6 protein-coding genes (1 of these 6 only partly in view) are annotated in these 18,576 nt (G+C 74.8%); 2 read left to right on the top strand and 4 right to left on the bottom strand.

Annotated features, from left to right (window positions below; translation table 11 throughout):
- The first annotated feature begins 333 nt into the window (after positions 1-333).
- Positions 334-1,617 (top strand): adenylosuccinate synthase, encoded by a 1,284-nt coding sequence (locus FM076_RS17485; protein WP_173871851.1) that lies wholly within the window; start codon positions 334-336, stop codon positions 1,615-1,617.
- A 197-nt stretch (positions 1,618-1,814) separates the two neighbouring features.
- Complete coding sequence (locus FM076_RS17480; protein ID WP_173871848.1) at positions 1,815-2,075, top strand: Thoeris anti-defense Tad2 family protein; 261 nt, start codon at positions 1,815-1,817, stop codon at positions 2,073-2,075.
- 218 nt (positions 2,076-2,293) lie between these two features.
- On the opposite strand, the gene FM076_RS33935 is transcribed toward FM076_RS17480, so the two are convergent.
- From FM076_RS33935 to FM076_RS17460, 4 genes are all read right to left on the bottom strand, one after another.
- Positions 2,294-3,430, bottom strand: a complete 1,137-nt coding sequence (locus FM076_RS33935) for a type VII secretion system-associated protein (protein ID WP_243274544.1) — start codon at positions 3,428-3,430, stop codon at positions 2,294-2,296.
- Positions 3,431-3,693: 263 nt separating this feature from the next.
- Positions 3,694-4,656, bottom strand: coding sequence for a type VII secretion system-associated protein (locus FM076_RS33930; protein ID WP_345945064.1), 963 nt, complete (start codon positions 4,654-4,656; stop codon positions 3,694-3,696).
- Between the two features lie 365 nt (positions 4,657-5,021).
- Positions 5,022-16,370, bottom strand: a complete 11,349-nt coding sequence (locus FM076_RS17465; protein ID WP_173871846.1) for a hypothetical protein — start codon at positions 16,368-16,370, stop codon at positions 5,022-5,024.
- On the bottom strand, positions 16,367-18,576 hold the end of the coding sequence (locus tag FM076_RS17460) for a hypothetical protein (RefSeq protein WP_173871844.1). 60,304 nt of this gene lie beyond the right edge of the window; the window shows 2,210 of its 62,514 coding nt (coding positions 60,305-62,514); its start codon lies beyond the right edge, outside the window; it ends in the stop codon at positions 16,367-16,369. The genes FM076_RS17465 and FM076_RS17460 overlap by 4 nt, the downstream gene beginning before the upstream one ends.

Genomic DNA, 18,576 nt, shown 5'->3' with positions numbered 1-18,576 from the left:
CGCGACGGGCCCCGGGGACGGGGGCGGGTGGACGGCCGGACGGGCCGGAGGCCTCGTGGGATCTGGAGCCGACACCACGATCCTTCCTCATGAATCCGGGTATTCCGGATTATTCGATCGGTACTGAGGTGGTGCTGGTTCGTACGTCCGTCCGGGCCGGAGCACTCCCCTGTTCGTCACCCGGGAGCATTGTTCGGTAATCTCTCGGTGCAAGAGCCCCTGTCGCTGTTGCGCCAGGGGCTTCCTCTATCCGGGGCACCGGCCTGCGGCTCTCGCGATGGCGACAAGCGCCACGCACGTGGGACATGCCCCGCCCGAAAGGGGTGTACGCCTGTGCCCGCACTTGTGCTGCTCGGTGCTCAGTGGGGTGACGAGGGCAAGGGAAAGGCCACCGACCTGCTCGGTGGGTCCGTGGACTACGTGGTGCGTTACCAGGGCGGCAACAACGCCGGTCACACGGTCGTCGTCGGCGACCAGAAGTACGCGCTGCACCTCCTCCCTTCCGGGATCCTCTCCCCCGGCTGCACCCCGGTCATCGGCAACGGCGTCGTCGTCGACCCCTCGGTCCTGCTCTCCGAGCTGAGCGGGCTGGAGGAGCGCGGCGTCGACACCTCCAAGCTGCTGGTCAGCGGTAACGCGCATCTGATCACGCCGTATCACGCGACGCTCGACAAGACGACGGAGCGGTTCCTCGGCAAGCGGAAGATCGGCACCACCGGGCGCGGCATCGGCCCCACCTACGCCGACAAGATCAACCGCGTCGGCATCCGGGTGCAGGACCTGTTCGACGAGTCGATCCTGCTGCAGAAGGTCGAGGCGGCGCTCGACTTCAAGAACCAGGTGCTGGCCAAGCTCTACAACCGGCGCGCGATCTCCGCGCAGCAGGTGGTCGAGGAGCTGCTGGGCTACGCCGGGCAGATCGAGAAGTACGTCGCCGACACGACGCTGGTCCTCAACCGGGCGATCGACGACGACAAGGTCGTCCTCTTCGAGGGCGGCCAGGGCACGCTGCTGGACGTGGACCACGGCACGTACCCCTTCGTCACCTCCTCCAACCCGACGGCGGGCGGCGCCTGCACCGGCGCGGGCGTCGGGCCGACGAAGATCAGCCGGGTCATCGGCATCCTGAAGGCGTACACCACCCGGGTCGGGGCCGGCCCCTTCCCCACGGAGCTGTTCGACGAGGACGGCGAGGCGCTGCGCCGCATCGGCGGCGAGTTCGGCGTCACCACGGGCCGCAACCGGCGCTGCGGCTGGTTCGACGCGGTCATCGCCCGCTACGCGACCCGCGTCAACGGCCTGACCGACTTCTTCCTCACCAAGCTGGACGTGCTCACCGGCTGGGAGCGGATCCCGGTGTGCGTCGCCTACGAGATCGAGGGCGAGCGCACCACGGAGCTGCCCTACAACCAGAGCGACTTCCACCACGCCAAGCCGGTCTACGAGTACCTGCCCGGCTGGAGCGAGGACATCACCAAGGCCAAGACCTTCGCCGACCTGCCCAGGAACGCGCAGGCGTACGTGCGGGCCCTGGAGGAGATGTCCGGCGCCCCGGTCTCCGCCATCGGCGTCGGCCCGGGCCGCGACGAGACCATCGAGATCAACGCGTTCCTCTGAGCGGACCGGGGCCCCGGACCGCGAACCGGGGCCCCGAGTATCGCCGTACCGCCGTACTTCGCGCGAGGCCGCACGACCCACCGCCCGGGTCGTGCGGCCTCGCGCGTCTTCGGAGACTCTTCGCCCAGAGGCCCGCCCGCACATGCCCCTTCCCCGCTCCTGCCCCTGCCGTCCGTGCCGGGTCTACCGTGACCGGCATGGATTTCTCAGACGCCCTGCGAGCGATGAAGGCCGGCGCCCGGGTCGCCCGGAGCAGTTGGAAAGAGCCGGGGAAATACATCTACCGGGTACCGCCGAGGGAGACGACGCTGCCCGACGGGCAGCGGGTCGAGAACTCCGCGGAGTACCTGTTCTACCGCCCGGCGAAGGGCGATCACGGTCTCGTCGAGCCCTACGCGCCCCTGCCGGACGCGCTGGAGACCGACGACTGGTACGTCGTCCAGGACGAAGAGGCGTGACCGCGGGGCGCCCGCGTCACCACACCCCCGCCCCCGGCTGAAGGCCGCCGCGAGCACGGCGCCGCTCGCCGCGGCCCACTTCCCGAGGGCCGCCCCGGGCGGCGAGAGCCGGTCCGCCGAACTGCGGGCGCGCGGAGGAGAGGCTGGTGGCGGGTGGCCCCCTCCTCGCGAGGGGGCCGTGCGGCTCCCGCTCAAGAGGTCACACGGTCACCGGGCTGTCACCGGGCCCCCACGCCACCCGCTCCGGCCTTCGTCGCCGCCTGCTGCTTCCGCTGCGCCACGCCGCGCAGTTCGACCGGGTCGACCAGCTGCGCGACCGGAGCCGTGGAGCTGAGGAACAGCACCTCCTCGCCGTCCGCCAGCTGGTCCAGCAGCCGGTCCAGGTGCATGACCTCGTGCGCGGGCGTCTCCTGGCCCTCGGGCAGCTCGGCGCCCGGCGTGAACACCGCCACCGCGATGGTGCCGTTGGGGGCTTCGGAGCGGGCGGGCGTCCCGTCCTCGTCCACGCACACCGCCACCTCGGTGCCGGCGAGCGCCTCGGCCACCGCGATCTCCGGCCCGTACCCGGTCGCCGCGCGCTGCACGGCGGCGTCCACCTCGCCGTCCGGCTTCGGCCACCCCAGCCGCTCCGGCGAGGGCCGGTACTCCGGATTGTGCTCCCACTCGACGATCTCGCCGTGCTCGTCGCTGCGCCAGCGCCCCAACCGCGCCCACATCGGCGGCACCTGGCCGTCCTCCGGCTGCCAGTGCTGGTCCACCACGTTCAGCCAGTGGTCGGGGGCGACCTTCGCGGCCTCCACGATGTCCTGAGGCGGCTCGGGGAACCCTTCCTCACCGCGCCGCACGAGGAGTTGGGGCGGCGCCTGCTCCTCGGGCTCGGACCCGGGCCCGGACTCGGGCCCGGACTCGTACGCGGACCCGGGCTCGGCAGGGGGCTCGGGTTCGGCAGCGGGGTCTGGTCCGGCAGCGGGTTCGGGAACGGCAGCCGGTTCGGGCTCGGGCTCCGGCCCGGCGGCGGGTTCGGGTTCGGTCGGCCCGACCGGCCCGGACGTTCCCGCCGCTTCGGCCGTTTCAGAGGGAGCGACAGGGCGTGAGGGTTCCGCCGGGTCGGCGGCCTCGGCAGAGCCGGGCGGCTCATCCGTGGAGGCGGGACGCGGATCGGCGCTCTCGGGGGTGTCCGTTTCGCCGGAACCGGTGGGCTGTTCCGCGCCCTCCGGCGGTTCCTCGGGCGGGGCGGGCGGAGTGACGGGGGCCGAATGGGTCGGCTCGTCGGACGTGCGCTCCGGTACGTCCTCCGGGAGGGAGCCGAAGCCTGCGCCCAGGATGGAATCGCGGTCGTTGGGGGACGTTGCCATGGTGGGAGTCTCCACTGGTGCGGGTGCGTGCGTGTGAGCGGGGGGGCGCCCGAGGGCGCGTCGGCGGTCCGTCGGCCGGGCGCTCCCCGAGGAACACGCGGGTGGGACGGGGGCCCGGGATACCCGGGAGGGGACGGGCGATGGTGCGGACGTTCGTGCCGGCGGCCGGGCTCGTACCGAGCCGGGCGGCAGCCGGGAGGCAGCCGGCAGGGCCGAGCGCGGGAGGAGAACGGCCGCACCATCGGGCGGGAGACGGCGGGGTGTCAGCCCTCCGAAGCGCCACCGCCGGAACCGGACGCGTCGCCGCCGTCCTTCCCGCCGCCCTCGGACGCCCGGCCCTTGCCGGACGCCTGCGCCTTGCCGGACGCCTGCGCCCTGCCGGACGTCTGCACCTTGCCGGCCGGCTTCGCATTGCCTGCCGGCTTCGCCTTCTCGGAGGGCTTCGACGCCTTGGTCTTCCCTGCCGACCCGGACTTCCCGGCTGCGGCCTCGCCCAGCACCGGGATCCCCTGGCCGACCACGGCCGGTACCTTGCGGGCGCCGCCCTCCTCGGCCGCCTCGTCGCCGCTCTCGGGCCGCTCAAGGGCGTCGAGCGCCTCGCGCAAGGCGTCCGTCTCCACCGTCATGCTCACCGGCGCCGACGGGTTGAGGTAGATCAGGTGCCCCTCCGGCAACTGGTCCAGGACCTTCCGCACCGGGTGCAGCGCGAACGCGAGCCGGCCGGAGGTGTGCAGGTACACCGGCGAGGTGAACACCGGCACCACCGCCGTCTCACCGTCCGGAGCGGTGGCGGGCAACGGATCGCCGTCCGGGGTGACGAACACCGCCACCTCCTCCAACGCGGCCAGCGCGGTGGTCACATCCTCACCCGGCCCGTAACCGGTCGCCGCCAGCTGCACCGCCGCGTCCACCTCGTCCACGGGCTCCGGCCACCCCAGGGCCTTCGGGGAGGGCTGGTACTCCTCGTTGTCCTGCCACTCGACGATCTCCCCCTCCGGGCTGGACCGCCACTGCCCCACCAGCGCCCACGCCGGCGGCGCCCCCTCCCCCTGCCACGTCGGGTCCACCATCCCCAGCCAGTGGTCCGGGGCCAGCCGGCCCGCCTCGCGGATCTCCTCCGGGACGGGCGGCATGTTCTCCGACGCGCCCGCTATCTCCGCCGGGGAACCCTCACCGGCCTCCACCGCCTGCTCGGGGGCCTGGGTGGTCTCCTGCGTCTCGCTCACTGTTCTTCCTCTGTCCGGTCGTTCGTGCCAACGGTGGTGCGGAATCCCGCGGAGTGCGCGGCGGCATGGGCACGCGCCTACTGGCTTCCGTTCGGTTTCCGTCGTTTGTGCTGTGCCAGCTGGTGTGTGGTTCCTGCGGCTTCTGGGACTTTCGGGGGCGGGCACTCCCGCGACTGGACCCCGAGGGAACTCCAGCCGCATCGGCTTCCCGCCACTCACCTCGCTTTCTGTCCGTTTCCTGCTCGGGCTGCTCTCCGTCCGCTGCCACCGGGCGGATCGCGGTCTTCGAGCACGGCGACCGGGTAAGTACTCGGGCCGACCGGTGCCTGGACCGGGGCGGGTGCCTGAGCCGGGGGCTGGGGCTGTCAGTGGTCGTCACGGCCGCCGCTCCACAAGGCCCACTCCTCGGCCTCCGGGTAGCGCACGCGGTGTGCGGTCGAGGAAGGGCCAGGCACACGGCGCCGCTCACTCCCGCTCCACCGGGTGACCTTCCACCACCGCTGGTCGTCGTGCCGGCGACGGAGGTGCAGCAGCGGTGCCCCGTCGGGACCCTTCGCGACAGCCCACTCGACGGCCACCCGCAGCACATCCACCTCGTACCGCTCGGCGAGTACCTCATCGCTCTCCTTCGCACGGGCGGCCTCCGCCTCCGTCACGGCCGGCGGCCCCAGGATCACCAACGTCCCCGCGTACGACATGTCGAGGAGTTCGCCCGCCTTCCTCACCACATCGCCCGACCCGGCGCCACCGTGCTGAGAGACGTAGAACACCGGCCTGTGTCCGAAGAGGGGACGCAACGACCGCCGGACCGCGGACTCGCGGCCCCGCTCGCCCTCCCAGAAAACGGCTGCCTTCACCTTGAACAGCCGCTTGGCCAACGGAAGCATCCGCGACCACACATCGGGCTGGACATCGCTCATCGCCCGGTTGCGGCTCACCTCGTCGTCGCCGACGACCAGGAGCCGACGCCACACCCTGCGCGGCGTCCGGACTCCCCCCACGGGTTCCCGCATCACCTCGCCGGCCTGACCGTGCCCGGCACTCCGCCGCGACTCCGGTCGGCCCACGGCCCGGGCCTGCTCCGTTTCCCGCCGGAGCCCGTCGGAAGCCGGCTTCCTGCTCGTGTCCGGCCTGCCTTCCGGCCTTTGCGCTCCCTCCCGTCCGGCAACGGCCCTTTGCGCCCCGCGGGGTTCGGGAGCGCGGCGGCCGGCTCCCTGCTGGACGGGACGCACCGGTATCGGCGCCTGTGCCTGTGCCTGTGTCTGTGCCGGTGCCGGTGCCGACTCTGTCGCGGACTCCTGGCCCGACTCCGACTCCGGCACGGACTCGGACTCGGACGCGGACGCGGACTCCGACTCGGACTCCGGCTCGGTGCCTGCTGTCCGCCCGGGAACGGCGGCCCGCTCGGGCTCGGGCACCGGTTCCGCTTCGCGTGCTCGTCCGGGCGCACGGTCAGACATCGGCGTCTTGGCAGATCCGGACTGCTGGACGGCTTCCGGCCGCCGCACCGGTTCTGTCCCGGCCACCGGAACCCGCACCCGCGCCTCGGCGGGACCCTCCTCCTCGGAGGAACTCTCCTCCCCTGAGGAACTCTCCTCCTCGGAGGAAGAACTCTGCTCCTCCGAGGAGGACTCCGACTCCTCACCGGAATCCGACTCGTCCGACGACTCGGGCACCGGCTCCGGCTCCCGATCCTGCGTCCGTACCGGGTCCTGGACTTGCGCGGAGACCGGCTCCGTCGCGGACGTGCGCGCCGCGGCGGCGTCGGTCGCCGACGCCGGTTGCGTCTCGTCAGCCGCCTTCCGGGACCGCGCCTCTTCACGTGCCTGAGCGCGCGCGGCCTCCCAGGACGCGCCGGTCGCCACCGTGTCGGCAGCCCCCGACGCCTGCCCCGGCCTCGGCGCCGGCTCCGGCTCCGAATCCGAGACCGGCTCCGAGTCCGAGTCCGAGTCCGACTCCGGGTCCGAGAGGGCACGCCCCTCCGGCTCCGGCACGCGCCCGGCCAGCTCCGACTGCTCCCGCTCCGGCTGCGGCGCGGCACCCCGCTCACGCTCCGACCCGCGGTCCGACGAGACCAAGTGCTCGGGCTCGACCACCGGTTCGGGCTCGGGCACCGGCACCGGCTCGGGCTCCGGCACTGGCTCGGGCACGACCACCGGCTCGACCACCGGTTCCGGCACCAGCTCCGGCACGACCACCGGTGTCGGCTCGGGCTCGGGCTCGGACTCGGGCACGACCACCGGCTCCGGCTCAACCACCGGCGCCGGTTCCAGCACGCGCTCGGGCTCGGCCACCGGCGCCGGCACGGGCTCCGGTTTCGGCACGGGCTTCGGCTCAACCAACGGCTCCGGCTCAACCACCGGTTCCGGCGCCGGCCTGGGCTCGACCACCGGTTCCGCCACCGGCTCCGGCTCGCTCGCCTTGGCGGAAGCCCGCTCGGCCCCGGCCGCCGGTTCGCCCTCCACATCGGCGTGCTTCTGACGCGGCGCAGACGGCGACGTCCTCTGGCCCCGGAACCTTGCGCGTGCCTCAGCCCGCTCGAACAGCATCCTCTCCCATCCCAAACCGGTCTCCGGCCCAGGAGCCGACTCCGGCCCCGACGCACGCTCGACCACCGGCTCGGGCTCCGGCTCAACCATCGGCTCAGGCGCCGACTCCGGCACGGGCTCCGGCTCGACCACCGGCGAGTTCCCCCCACCGACGGACTCCGGCACGGGTACGGGCTCGGCCACCGGCACGGGCACGGCCCCGGACTCGGACTCGGCAACCGGCCCAGGCGCCGGCTCCTCCACCGGCTCCGGCATCGGCTCCTTCACCGGCACCGGCTCCTTCACCGGCCCCGGCCCCGACGTGGCACTCCCGGCCACCGGCACGGGTCCGCCCTCCCGCACGGGTCCGCCCTCCCGCACAGGGCCGGCCGACGGCTCCGGATCGGCCGACGGTTCCGGCTCGGCCGACGTCGCGGAGTCGCTCTCAGACTCCCACTCCGGGGCCGGCCCCGGGGCCGGCGCGGATTCGGAGTCGCTCTCCTGGACCTGTACGTACTCGTAGAGTTCGCCGTTGGCGTCGCTCTCGACGGTACGACTCAGCACCATGAGAGTCGTGTCCCGGTAGTAGAGCCCCTGCCGGGCGCCGAGCGCGCCGGGGCGGGCGGAGGATTCCTCGCTGGGCAGGACCTTGTACACCACCCGGTGATCACCCTCGCGGGGGAGGCGCTCGGGCTTGCGCTCCGCGGTCTTCTGGTCGTCCACCACCTGTTGGGCCCACCGGACGCGCACCGAGTCCACCCTGTCGGGCAGCGGGTCGCCGGGACGGCCCCGCAGGCGGCCCGGCTGGGCCGACACCCACCACATCGTGGTGGCGATCGGCTTCCGCGACGCCAGCTCCCGGCGGGCCCGCTCCCGGTGCTCGGCGATCTCCGCCCTCAGCGTCGGCAGCAGCCCTTCCACCGCCTTCAGCACGCCGTTCCGCCGCAGCGCGGCCTGGGCGCTGTCGGGACCGGACGCGGAGCGCGCCGCGTCCAACGCGCCGAGTGCTTGCCGCACTGCCGCGTCCTCCGCCAGCAGTGCGGGCATCGGCTCGCCGCGTTTCTCGTGGCCGTCGAGGTACTGCCGGGCCAGCCTGCGCAGCCGCTCGACTGTCAACTGCCGCTCGTCGCCCCGCAGCAGCGCCCGGTCGGGTCCGCTCAGCAGGTACACCGCGATCGCGCCGGGGTCGCCCTTGGCGCCGTGGGCGATCTCCCGAGTCCGCCAGAGGTAGGCCCGGTCCCGCGCCGTGCGCAGGGCCGGTGCCCCGGGGATGCGCTGCCCCGGGGAGACGAGCGGACGTGCCCAGTCGTGCAGTTGCGGGCCGGTGCCGAACTCGACGAGCACCCGTTCCGCCGGTCCGGACCAGACGCCTGCCTCGTGGGACGCCTTGAGCAGGTCGTACAGCGCATAGTCGCCCGTGGACAGCAGCCATGCCAGCACCGCGTTGCGGAAGCGCAGCAGCTTTTCGCGGTCGGGGCGAAGCCTGAGCCGGTACTGCGTCAGCAGCGCCCTGGGCAGGTGGCCGGCCCCGCTGACCACCCGCAGCCCGCGCCAGTCGGCCTCCAGCCGGGCGGCCGGCGGCACCGGCCGCCTGTCCAGGGCGAGGTACTCGCCGAGGTCCGGCACCACGGCGTTCGCGAAAGCGTTGAGGCTCACGTTGAGGTCCGCGTCGACGCCGATCTGTCCGGCATCGACGACTGCCCGTGCGGCCTCCCGGGCCACGGCGGCCGACCACGGGTTCTGCCACAGGGCGCTGCCCAGCGCGGTCTCGAACTCGGCTTCCCATGCGGCTCGGGTGCCGGGCTTCACGCCGCTTCCGCTCGACCTCGGGAGCGCGCCGCCGTGGCCCGTGGCGAGGCCGTTCGTGGACGGGACGGTGCCCGGCCGGAACTCCTGGACGGACGGTGACGGGTTCTCCGCGTCGGGGATCAGGCCGAGCTGGGGCCGGGTCAGCGCGTCGCCCAGCTGGGCCACGGCAGCGGCGTCCCGCGCGTCGTCGGGGTGCAGCAGTCGGAATGCCGCCGTCGGGGCCGCCGTCGGGCGGGTGCTGCCGTCGGCGAACCGCTGTGCGAACCCGGCGCCGTGGTCCAGCCCGGCCGTCGTTGAGCCGTCGCGGTAGAGGAAGAAGGAGACGTTGCCCGGCACGCCGTACGCTCGGAGCAACAGGGCGGCGCTGCGACCGAGTTCGAGGCCGCCGGCACGCTTGCGCCCGTAGCGGGAGCCGACCGGTGCCGTGTCCCCGGTGACGCCGAGGTGCAGGGGGACGTACCGGGTCCCGCTCGCGCTCGCCGGGAGGGCGGTGGCCGGACCGGGGACGTCGGGGAGTCCCGTGCCCGGGTCGAGGAGCCGGTAGCCGCTCACCTCACCGAACCGGGCCAGTTCGGGGGCCACGGACGGGTGTTCGCCGGCAGGGAGGGTGCTCAGCCCGACGGGAACGCCCTGGTGCCGCACCGGGTGCAGGACGAGGTCCTGGTCCCAGGGCCGGCCGGACGGCACCTTCGGCTGTTCGCGGAGGGTGACCACCGCGTACCGCCAGCCGGTGTGCTCGTCGCGGCGCACCTCGATGGAGCGCACGTCGTAGCGGGTCCACTCGACGGTGAGCGTCGTGCCCTCGCCCGGGTTCGCCACGAAGGGCGCGATCAGCCGCGCGGAGGACGAGGCGGCGGCGGTGCCGTCGTTCTCCCGCTCGTCCACCACCTGCCACACCACCGGGTGGTGCCCCCGGGGCCGCTCGCGGACAGACAGCCTCCCCTCCAGGACGGCGTCCTCGCCCAGCACCGTGCCCGCCTCCAGTGGGGACCGTTCGACGACGCCGCGGGGACCGCCGAGGGCGTAGGACGTGGGGGCCTCCACGGTGCCCGGCTCCCAGGTGAACCACCGCTCGGTGCCGCGCAGCGGCGGCAGCAGTTCGGCCTCGCGGGCGAGTTCCGCGTAGCCGGCGATGTCGTTTGCCGTGTCCTTCGCGAGATGCGCCGCGCGGGACACCAGCTCGTCGACGGCGTCCCCGGCAGCACCCTCCTGTGCGGCCACGTCGCGGGCGGCGTCGAGGAGACGCACGAACAGGTCGTCTCTCAGGAAAAGGTCCGGCTGCTCACCCCCCGACGCGAACGCCTCCCGCACCACGGCCGCGGCCGTCTGGGGCAACCGGCCGCGGTCCACCAGGGCTTGCCGCATCAGCGCCCGGTCCGAGGCGTTGCCCGCCAGGTAGAAGGCGGGGACGTGCCCGGCGCGTACGTTGTGCAGCAGCTCCGCCGACTCGTGGCGCATCCTCCAGTCGATCAGTGCCTCGCGGCGCGCCTCCGCATCCGGGTCGCCCTCGGAGGTGACGAGGGCGGGCCCGTCGGGCAGCCCGGCCACGGTGGCGATGTCGCCCATCCGCGCCAGGAACACCTCGCCGAGGCGCGGGTCGTTGAGGTGGAACGCCTCGTGCGGCAGCCGCAGTTTCCTCCATGTGTCGGTGCCCGGACCGAACCGCTCCGGCGGGACGCGGCCTTCGGTGACGCGGTCCCGCAGGGCGAGTTCGGAGTCCAGCCACGCGTGAACCCGTGCCGGGTCCCTCAGCTGCTTCGGGACGCCCGGCAGCCCGGCACGGCGGGCCGCCCGAAGCACGTCCGTCACCGGGCGCGGCCGGATCACCTCCGAGTCGCGCGGAGCGATCCAGTACGCCAGTACGGCCTCGGAGAACCGCTGGAGATTCCCGCCCCGCACGTCGAGCGCCTGGTAGAGGCGGAGCAGCCACTCGGCGATCCGCACCGGGTCGGCCGGGGGCCGGCCGTAGAAGTCCGGGGCCTTGGCCGGCCGCTGGTCGCGGTCAGCCGTCCACACCCTCTGCAGCGCATCGGGATAGTGCGGGTGCGCGTAGGTCGCACGGAGCAGCGCGCCCATCAGTTCGTGGAGCGGCGCTCCGGACCCCGCGTGCAGCAGCCACTCTCGGTGCGCTTCCGGCGAGGTGTGACGTCCGGGGTCGGCGAACAGGTGCGCAGGGGTGGCGAACTGCCGGGCCCACCACGGCGACCGGGCGGCGTGCTGGTAGATCGCGTCCAGGTCCGTCAGCACGGCCCGCACCGCAGCGAGCACCGCCGGGTCGTGCGCCAGCACCCTGGCCACGGCCTTCTGCCAGTCCCGGACCAGCTTCTGGTAGTCCTCCCGCGCGGAGAGGGCGGGGAAGCGGTCCGGCGGCGGGGCAGCCGCCGTACGGGGGCCGTTCCACAGGTCCGGGCCGGGGTAGCGGCGGCGCGGCAGGCCCGGCAGACGTGCGCCGACGACGCGCCGCAACTGGTCCGTGAGCCGGTCGTAGAACAGGAAGGAGGTGGCCTGCCCGTGCTCGTCGAAGTCCAGGTGCGGTGCCGCCGCGCGCCCGTCCTCGTCGTCCGGTACGACGGAGACACGTCCCTCCGGCAGCAACAGGCCCTCCAGCAAGGGCACCTGCCGGACGACCTCCCGCACCCGGCGCTCGGTCTCCTCCAGGCTGACGCCGGGGTTGCAGGACATCAGCGCCACAGCGCCGTAGCCCTCGGCCACGGCCCGGCGGCCCAGTGCCACCACGTCGTCCGAGAGGGCCTCCTCCCCGACGAAGTAGGCGGCGCGCAGCCCCCCGAGGTCCGGCATCGCCCGCTCGAAACCGACCGGCACGCCCGCGCTGTCCCGCTCCCATGTGACGTACCGGTCGAAGCCGGACAGCAGCGGTACCGCCTGCGCCCGCAGCGCCTGCCGGCGCGGCAGGTCCAGGTCCACCCCGATCCAGCCGCCGCCGACACCGCGGATGTCCCGCTCCACCGGCCGGGGCGCACCCCAGCTCCGGCGCTGGACGGCGGCCTGGGCGGCTCGCTGCTCCGCTTCGACTGCGGCCGGGCGCACCGCCGGCAGCGGCGTCCTCTCCACCAGCCGGCCACGGACGATGCCGCCGCGCACCGACAGCTTCTCCGCGTCCAGCCAGGCCGGGCGGGCGTAGCGGGCCGTGTCGGCGGAGATCCGGCGGGCCCCGGACCCCTCCACGGCCACCAGCGCGGGGAGCGTTCCCGGCCGCTGCCTCGCCTGCTCGGTCCGCAGCGCCCGCCGTGCCTGGTGCTCGTCCAGGTACAGGCGGTCCTCCGCCATCCGGACGGCCCGCGCGGCCACGAGGCCGTGCGGGCCGACCGGGACGCGGCCGACCCACCACACCGTGGCGTTCACCGGGGGCAGCATCTCCAGCGCCGCCTGCCGCATCGCCGCCACCTCGTCGCGCACCTCACCCAGTTCGGTGAGGAAGCCGTCCAGCCAGCGCAGCAAGGCAGCCTGTGCGGTCGCCTCGCGCCGGGAGCGCCCCGGCGCCCACGACGAGCGTGCCGCCTCGACGCCGTCGGCGAGCTTCCGGAAGCCTTCCTGGTGACGCAGCAGCTTCGGCAGCGCCGTGCGCGGCTGCGCGCCGTCCAGCCAGCCGCGCACGCCGCGCCGCAGCGGCTCACCCCACGCCGGGCCCTCGTCCGTGGTGCGCAGCCCGGCCTCGTGCCACTCCTCGGCCAGGTGCAGCGCCGCCAGGTGCGCGTCACCGAGCACGGTGTCGGTACGCGGCCCCGTCACCCGCCATGCCGGTGTCAGGCCGCGCTGCCGCAGCCGGTGCAGGGACGCGGTCTCGTGCGGCAGCGGCAGGCTGCCCACCGCCTCCGCCCAGGGGGTCAGCTCCTCCCGGGCCCAGCCGTAGAACTCGGCCGCGTCACCGGCCAGCACCGCGCGCTCGACGCTCTCCTCGGTGTCCGTACGCCCCGGCACGTCCACGCGGTGCCACGCGAAGACGATCTCCGCCAGCGACGCCCTGCCCTCCGGCAGCAGCGCCGCCGCCAACGCCACGAGGAGGCCGCGCAGTTCGGCGCCGTCGACGCCGGGGATGCTCCGGTACGCCTCCAGCACATGGAACGGCACCAGGCCACCCCGCCCGTAGGGGATGCCCCGTTCGGCGAACAACTCGGGGTTGCCCGTATCCCGCACCGACAGGGGCGGATGCGCGGGGGCCGGCTCCGGCAGCAGCGCGGCCATCAGCGCCTCCATCAGTTCCGGCACCGCCGCCTTGCGCACGGCCGACGCGTCGTCCAGCAGTGTGGCGTCGGCGCCTTCCAGTGCCTCGGAGGGGCCGGAGCCCGGCAGGTGCCCGCCGACCCGCAGTCCCGCCTGGCGCGCCGCCCGCAGCACGCGCTCACTCCGCGTGAGCGTGCGGCCCGCCTCCCGCTCGAAGGCGAACGGATCGTAGGACGCGTCGCGGTACACGGCCGCGAAGCCGCCGCCCGGTCCCTGCCGCCAGAACGGGCGGACCAGCCGGGCCTGCTCCTCCTCGACGGCGGCACGCTCCCTCGGCGCGTGCCGCGCCCAGCGCGGCTCGGGCCCACCGGGCGCGTTGACGAGCGACACGCCGGTCTCGGCGTCATCCGTCCCCGGGGGATCGAGGCGCATCGGTACGTTCGCCGTGAAGACGACCGTCCGCCCCTGGTCGGCGAAGCCCTGTCCCTGGCTGCTGGTGCCGGGCTGCTCCGCGTCCGCCTCGCACGCCCACACGCGCACGGGGCCGTCGAGCAGCGCACCCAGGTACCGGCCCACGGTGGAGGAGTCGAGGACGGCGCGGCCGAACCGGGTGACGGCCTGGAACCCGTACTGGGCGGAACCGTGCAGAAGCGCCACCGCGCTGTCGACCGGCCACGCGCCCCGCCCGACGGACAGCACCTCGTCGTCCTCGGTGGTGATCCGGAACCGCCGGGTGTCCAGCAGCTGTGGCAAGGTGCTCGCCCACGACTGGTTTCCCAGACGCCAGTAGCGGCCGTACCAGTCGCGTTCGTTGTAGAGGGCGACGCCACCGGCGGTGCGGCCCGTGCCGTCCGGGCGGCCCGACGCGGTCACGCGGCGCGTGACGAGCGGCGAGGCGGCCCGCCGCTCCGGCGCCGACAAGGACACCTCCTCCTCGACCACCCGGTAGCCGTTCCGGCCGTCACCGAGGTCGAGGAACGGTTCGACGGCGACGACGGTGAACCGGGTCCGCGCCGGGTACAGCACCACACCGCCCGCCGGGTCCTGGGCGAACGGCGCGACGTTGACGCCGGAGGAGCCGGGCGCGCCGCTCGTGGTGCCGCGCACCTCCCGCAGCAGTACCACGCTCTCCCCCGTGCCCGCGGCCGGTTCCGCGTCGAACAGGTCGGCCAAGGCGGTCTCCGGGCGGGCCGACAGCGCGGAGAACGCGTCGCGTACGACGCGGTCGCCCACCGCGGGAACGTCCGCCGGGGACACCGTCTCGGCGAGGTGGGCGCGCCGTCCGTGGACGGGCAGCAGCGCCAGCGCCTCCGCTGTCATCGCGGCGTGCGCCGCGATGTCCGCCCGCCACGCGGGGTCGTCCAGCATCCGCCCGGTGGCGGTGAGGAGTGCGCCCAGCAGCGGGTCGTTCGCGGCGTCGGCGGCAGCGGGGCGCGGCTGTCGCCGGGCCCGCTCGGCCGCGCCGTGGAACGCCCGGTCGGCCTCCAGCAGCGACGGATAGCGGTGCCGGCCGGTGACGAACTCGCGCCGCACCGCCTCCAGGGTGCGCTCCCGCCGCCGCTCCAGGGCCGCTGCCCCGTCCCCGTCCGCGAACAGCACCCGGTTCCCGGGCGCCAGATACAGCGCCCCCAGATGCCCCGGCTTGAGGTTGGCGCGCACCAGCGACGGCTTGCGGTGCGCCAGCACCCATTCCTGCCACGCCGCACGGCGCTCCCCGTCACCCAGCGTCCAGTGGTGCGCGCCCGAGGCCGCGCCCGTCAGCCGCCGCACCGTCTCCACGGCCTCGGCGGACACCAGCCCGCGCCGCGTGACCTGCTGCCAGTACGTCTCCTCGTGCGGCAGCCGCAGCGCCCGGCGCGGGGCGAACGCCCTGTCCGCCCAGCCGTGCAGACCGGCCGCGTCCACCGCGTACGGATCGGGCTCGTTCTCGTCCCGCACCACCTGCTGGGACGCCACCAGCCCGTCCACCAGCGTGTGGTCGCCCTGGGCCACGCCCACGGCCACCAGCGCCTGCCGGATCAGCACCAGGTCGCCGTGGCCGAAGCCCAGCGCCCGTGCCACCTGGAGCAGCCGCCGCACCTCCACGGCCGGGCCCCCGGACAGCAGGTGCCCGAGGCGCTCCAGCTTGTTGCGCTCATCCTCGGTGTACGGCACGGTCTCCGGCTCGCCCGTGGGCACGCCGGCGCTGTTCAGCTCCGGCCGCTCCCGCCACAGCCCGTCCAGTGTCGACGACGCGTCCGGATTGCCGTAGGCGGCCAACGCCACCATGGACACCAGCAGCTTCAGCACCCCGGGCCGGGACTCCCACTCCTTGAGCGCCGCCCGGAACACCTCGTGACGGCCGTCCACGACGAACGCCTCGGCGGCCTCCTCGCGGGTGACGCCGCGGTCCCGCGCCAGCCGGTCCCACAGCCGCTCGGCGAAGTCCCGCACCACCAGGCGAAGACTCAGCTCCGGCAGCGCGGCGTTCCCCAGGCCACGCTCCCACCGGCGCTGGGCCAGCACGTAGTCGCCGTGCGCCGACGGCGAACCGTACCCGGTGCCGGCCGGGGCCGGCCGGTAGAAGGCGGGGTACAGCGCGGGGACGCCGCTGGGGTCCGGGGCGGGGGCGGGTGCGTTCCAGTAGCGGCGGTCCGGGTACGCGGACTCGTCCGCGTCCTGCCACGCGAGCTGCTCGCCCGGGCGGGGGTGCAGTTCGACGCTGCCGTCGGGCCGCGTCAGCCGCCAGAACGACTGCCCGCCCGACGCGTCCAGGAGGAGGTGGAGGACCGGGGCCTGGCCTTGGCCCTGAGGGGGTGTGAGTGCCGAGTACCCGGTGAAGTCGCGGGTGCGCAGGCCCGCGGCGTGCGCCTCGCGCAGCATCCGCGTCAACTCCGCCGCAGCCGCCGCGTTCCCGCCCGGGTTGCAGGGCAGCGCCCACAGCTCCCGCGTCTCGGGGCGTGCGGTCAGGGCGCGCTCTGCCACGCCCCGCCCGTACTCCAATGCCTTCGGCTCGGCGTGCGAACCGAAGAAGTACACGCCGGACGGGTCGGTGCCCGGTGCCGTCGTCCGGGCTGTCTGCAACCGGCCGGCCGGCGTGCGCCGCCACAGCCGGACCTCCCGCACCTGGGGCACCTGGTCCCAGGAGGAGCGGTCCGCCCAGTCGGATTCCGGGTAGACGCCCTCGCCGACGGGCCGCCCGTCGCTGCCGGTCACCTGCTTCCACTGCAACGCGCCGGGCGACCAGCCCGCGGTGCCATCCGCATGCTGAGGGAGCGGGGCGCGGCCTCGCCGTGGCGCTGCCGGCCGCCGCCGGACTCCTCGGTGCCGCGCTTGCGCTTGCGGTCCTCCGCGTTTCCGGCGCTCCGCCCCGGGCCGTGGCCCCGGCCCTGTGCCGAGCCGGGCAGCCCGCTGGAGGTGGTGCCGGTGTCCCCGGCGGCCGGGCCCGGGGGCGCGGGCGGCGGAGCGGTGCCCGGCCCGGAGGCGTCCGCGTCGGGGTCGGCCAGCTTGATGTGCCAGTACGGGCGCCGGTCCTCGCCGCTGCGGGGGCGGATCTCACGCGTCTCGACGATCCGCAGCGTGGTCGTCTCCACGAAGCGCGCCCCGTTCTCCCGCGTCGCTGTGGCGGCCAGGCCCGTGTACTCGGCCAGCACCCGCACCCGGCCGGGCGGCAGCGTGCGGAAGGACGCCCGCATGCCCTCGTCCATCGACGGGCGGTCCAGGTGTGCGCCCTGGAGCTGGTCCACCCGGAGGGTCGGCTGCGAGACCGTCGCCTCCGGCAGCTCTCCCGTGATCCAGACCTTCCGCCGCTGCCGCCTCCGCCGGGACGCCAGCGCCCGGACCCCGGCGACGGCCTGCTCCCGGTCCTCGGGCGCGAGCCGGTCGGGGAAGCCCGCCAGTTCCAGCCGTATCACCGCCCGGCGCTGGGCCTCGTCCAACGCGTCGAAGCCGGGGATCCGCCGTCCGGCCTCGGTCAACTGCGCGACGACCTCGTCCTGCGGCAGCCGGGGCCGTTCCTGTGCGCCCCGCCCGGCCGTCCGCTCCCACGGCTTCAGCAGCGTGTCCACGGCCCGGTAGAAGCCGGGGCCGCCGAGGGCGAGGGACAGGGACAGGGCGTCGCCCTCCCCGGTCGCCTCCTGCACCCTCTCCCGGCTGCCGAGCGCCACGTCCGGCAGGCTGTGGCCGTGCCACGCCGCCAGCACGTCGCGGAAGGCGAGGATGTCGGCGGGACGCGCGCTCACCAGCCGGTGGAAGGTGCGCATGAGGCGGTCCACGACCCACGCGCCCGAGCGGGTGGCGAGGCCGTTCACGAAACGCTCCGCGTGCTCCGTCTGGTGCGGCTCCCGCGGGATGACCGCGTCGGCCACGGCGTGGAAGACGCGCAGTGCGCGGTCGAAGTCCTCCCTGGAGTCCGCCGGGGCCAGTCGCGCCACCGCGTGGTCGAGCGGACGGTCGCCCACCCGTCCCTGCTGGTCCGGTGCCTCCGCCGGCAGTCCGAGGATCTCCGCCACCAGCGCGCGGAGTGCGGGGCGGTGGGCCTGGCGGCGGAAGGCCGAGGCGGCGGCCCGGCCGGCCGCGGCGCGCACCTCCTGGTCCGCCAGGAGCGCCGCCCGCACGGCCTCCGTGTAGGCACGGGCGGCCTCGTTCCAGCGGCGCGACGTGACGGCGCCCTGCTCCCAGGGCGCGGTCCTCGGCAGCGGCGGGTGGGCCGTGCTCATCTGTTCCCCGGTCCGGGGCCGCACCACGACCCACTCGGGGTCCGGCCCGCCCTGCTCGGCCACCAGCCACTGGAGGTCGTGGACGTCGTGGTGGGACCTGCCCAATCGCAGGGCGCCGACGGCCCCGGCGACGGGGTGGCGCGAGGAGTCGGCCACGAGCTGTGCCTGCGAGGCCGCCTCGTGCAGGCCGTGCGACGAGGTGCGGCCCGCGTCGCTCTGCGGGAGGACCACGGGCATGTCACCGGGTGCCCTCAGCCCCGACAGCAGCCGGCCCACGACGTTCCCGACGTCGAAGCCGGAGAGCCAGCGCCCGCCGTACGGGCCCGGGGCCCAGTGGAGGGTCCGCGAGCCGCGGAGGTAGAGCCGCGCTGTCTGCCCCTCGCGCCCCGCCCACGGGGTGGGCCGCATCTCGGAGACCTGGCCGTCGCGGACAGCCGCGTACCGTGCCATCCCCGCGGCCACCCGCTGCGGGGCCTCCGACGCGAGCTGTGAGTGCGGGTGCAGGCTGATGTCGAGCCCCTCGCCCGGTCCTCCGGTCACATGGGCGAGGAGCTCCCGCTCCCGCGCCGGGGGCAGGGGCTGTTCGACCCGGCGCACGGTGACGACGTCGAACGTGAAGCCGCCCTGCCCGTGCTGGTCCGCGGGGGCGGTCCCGGTCCGGAAGCCGGTGATCTCCAGCACCGTGTCCGTGCCGGGGAGCGCGA

This window comes from Streptomyces albus subsp. chlorinus (assembly GCF_013302895.1).
In the GTDB taxonomy this organism is placed as follows: domain Bacteria; phylum Actinomycetota; class Actinomycetes; order Streptomycetales; family Streptomycetaceae; genus Streptomyces; species Streptomyces chlorinus.
This window is presented reverse-complemented; position numbering and strand designations above follow the sequence as displayed.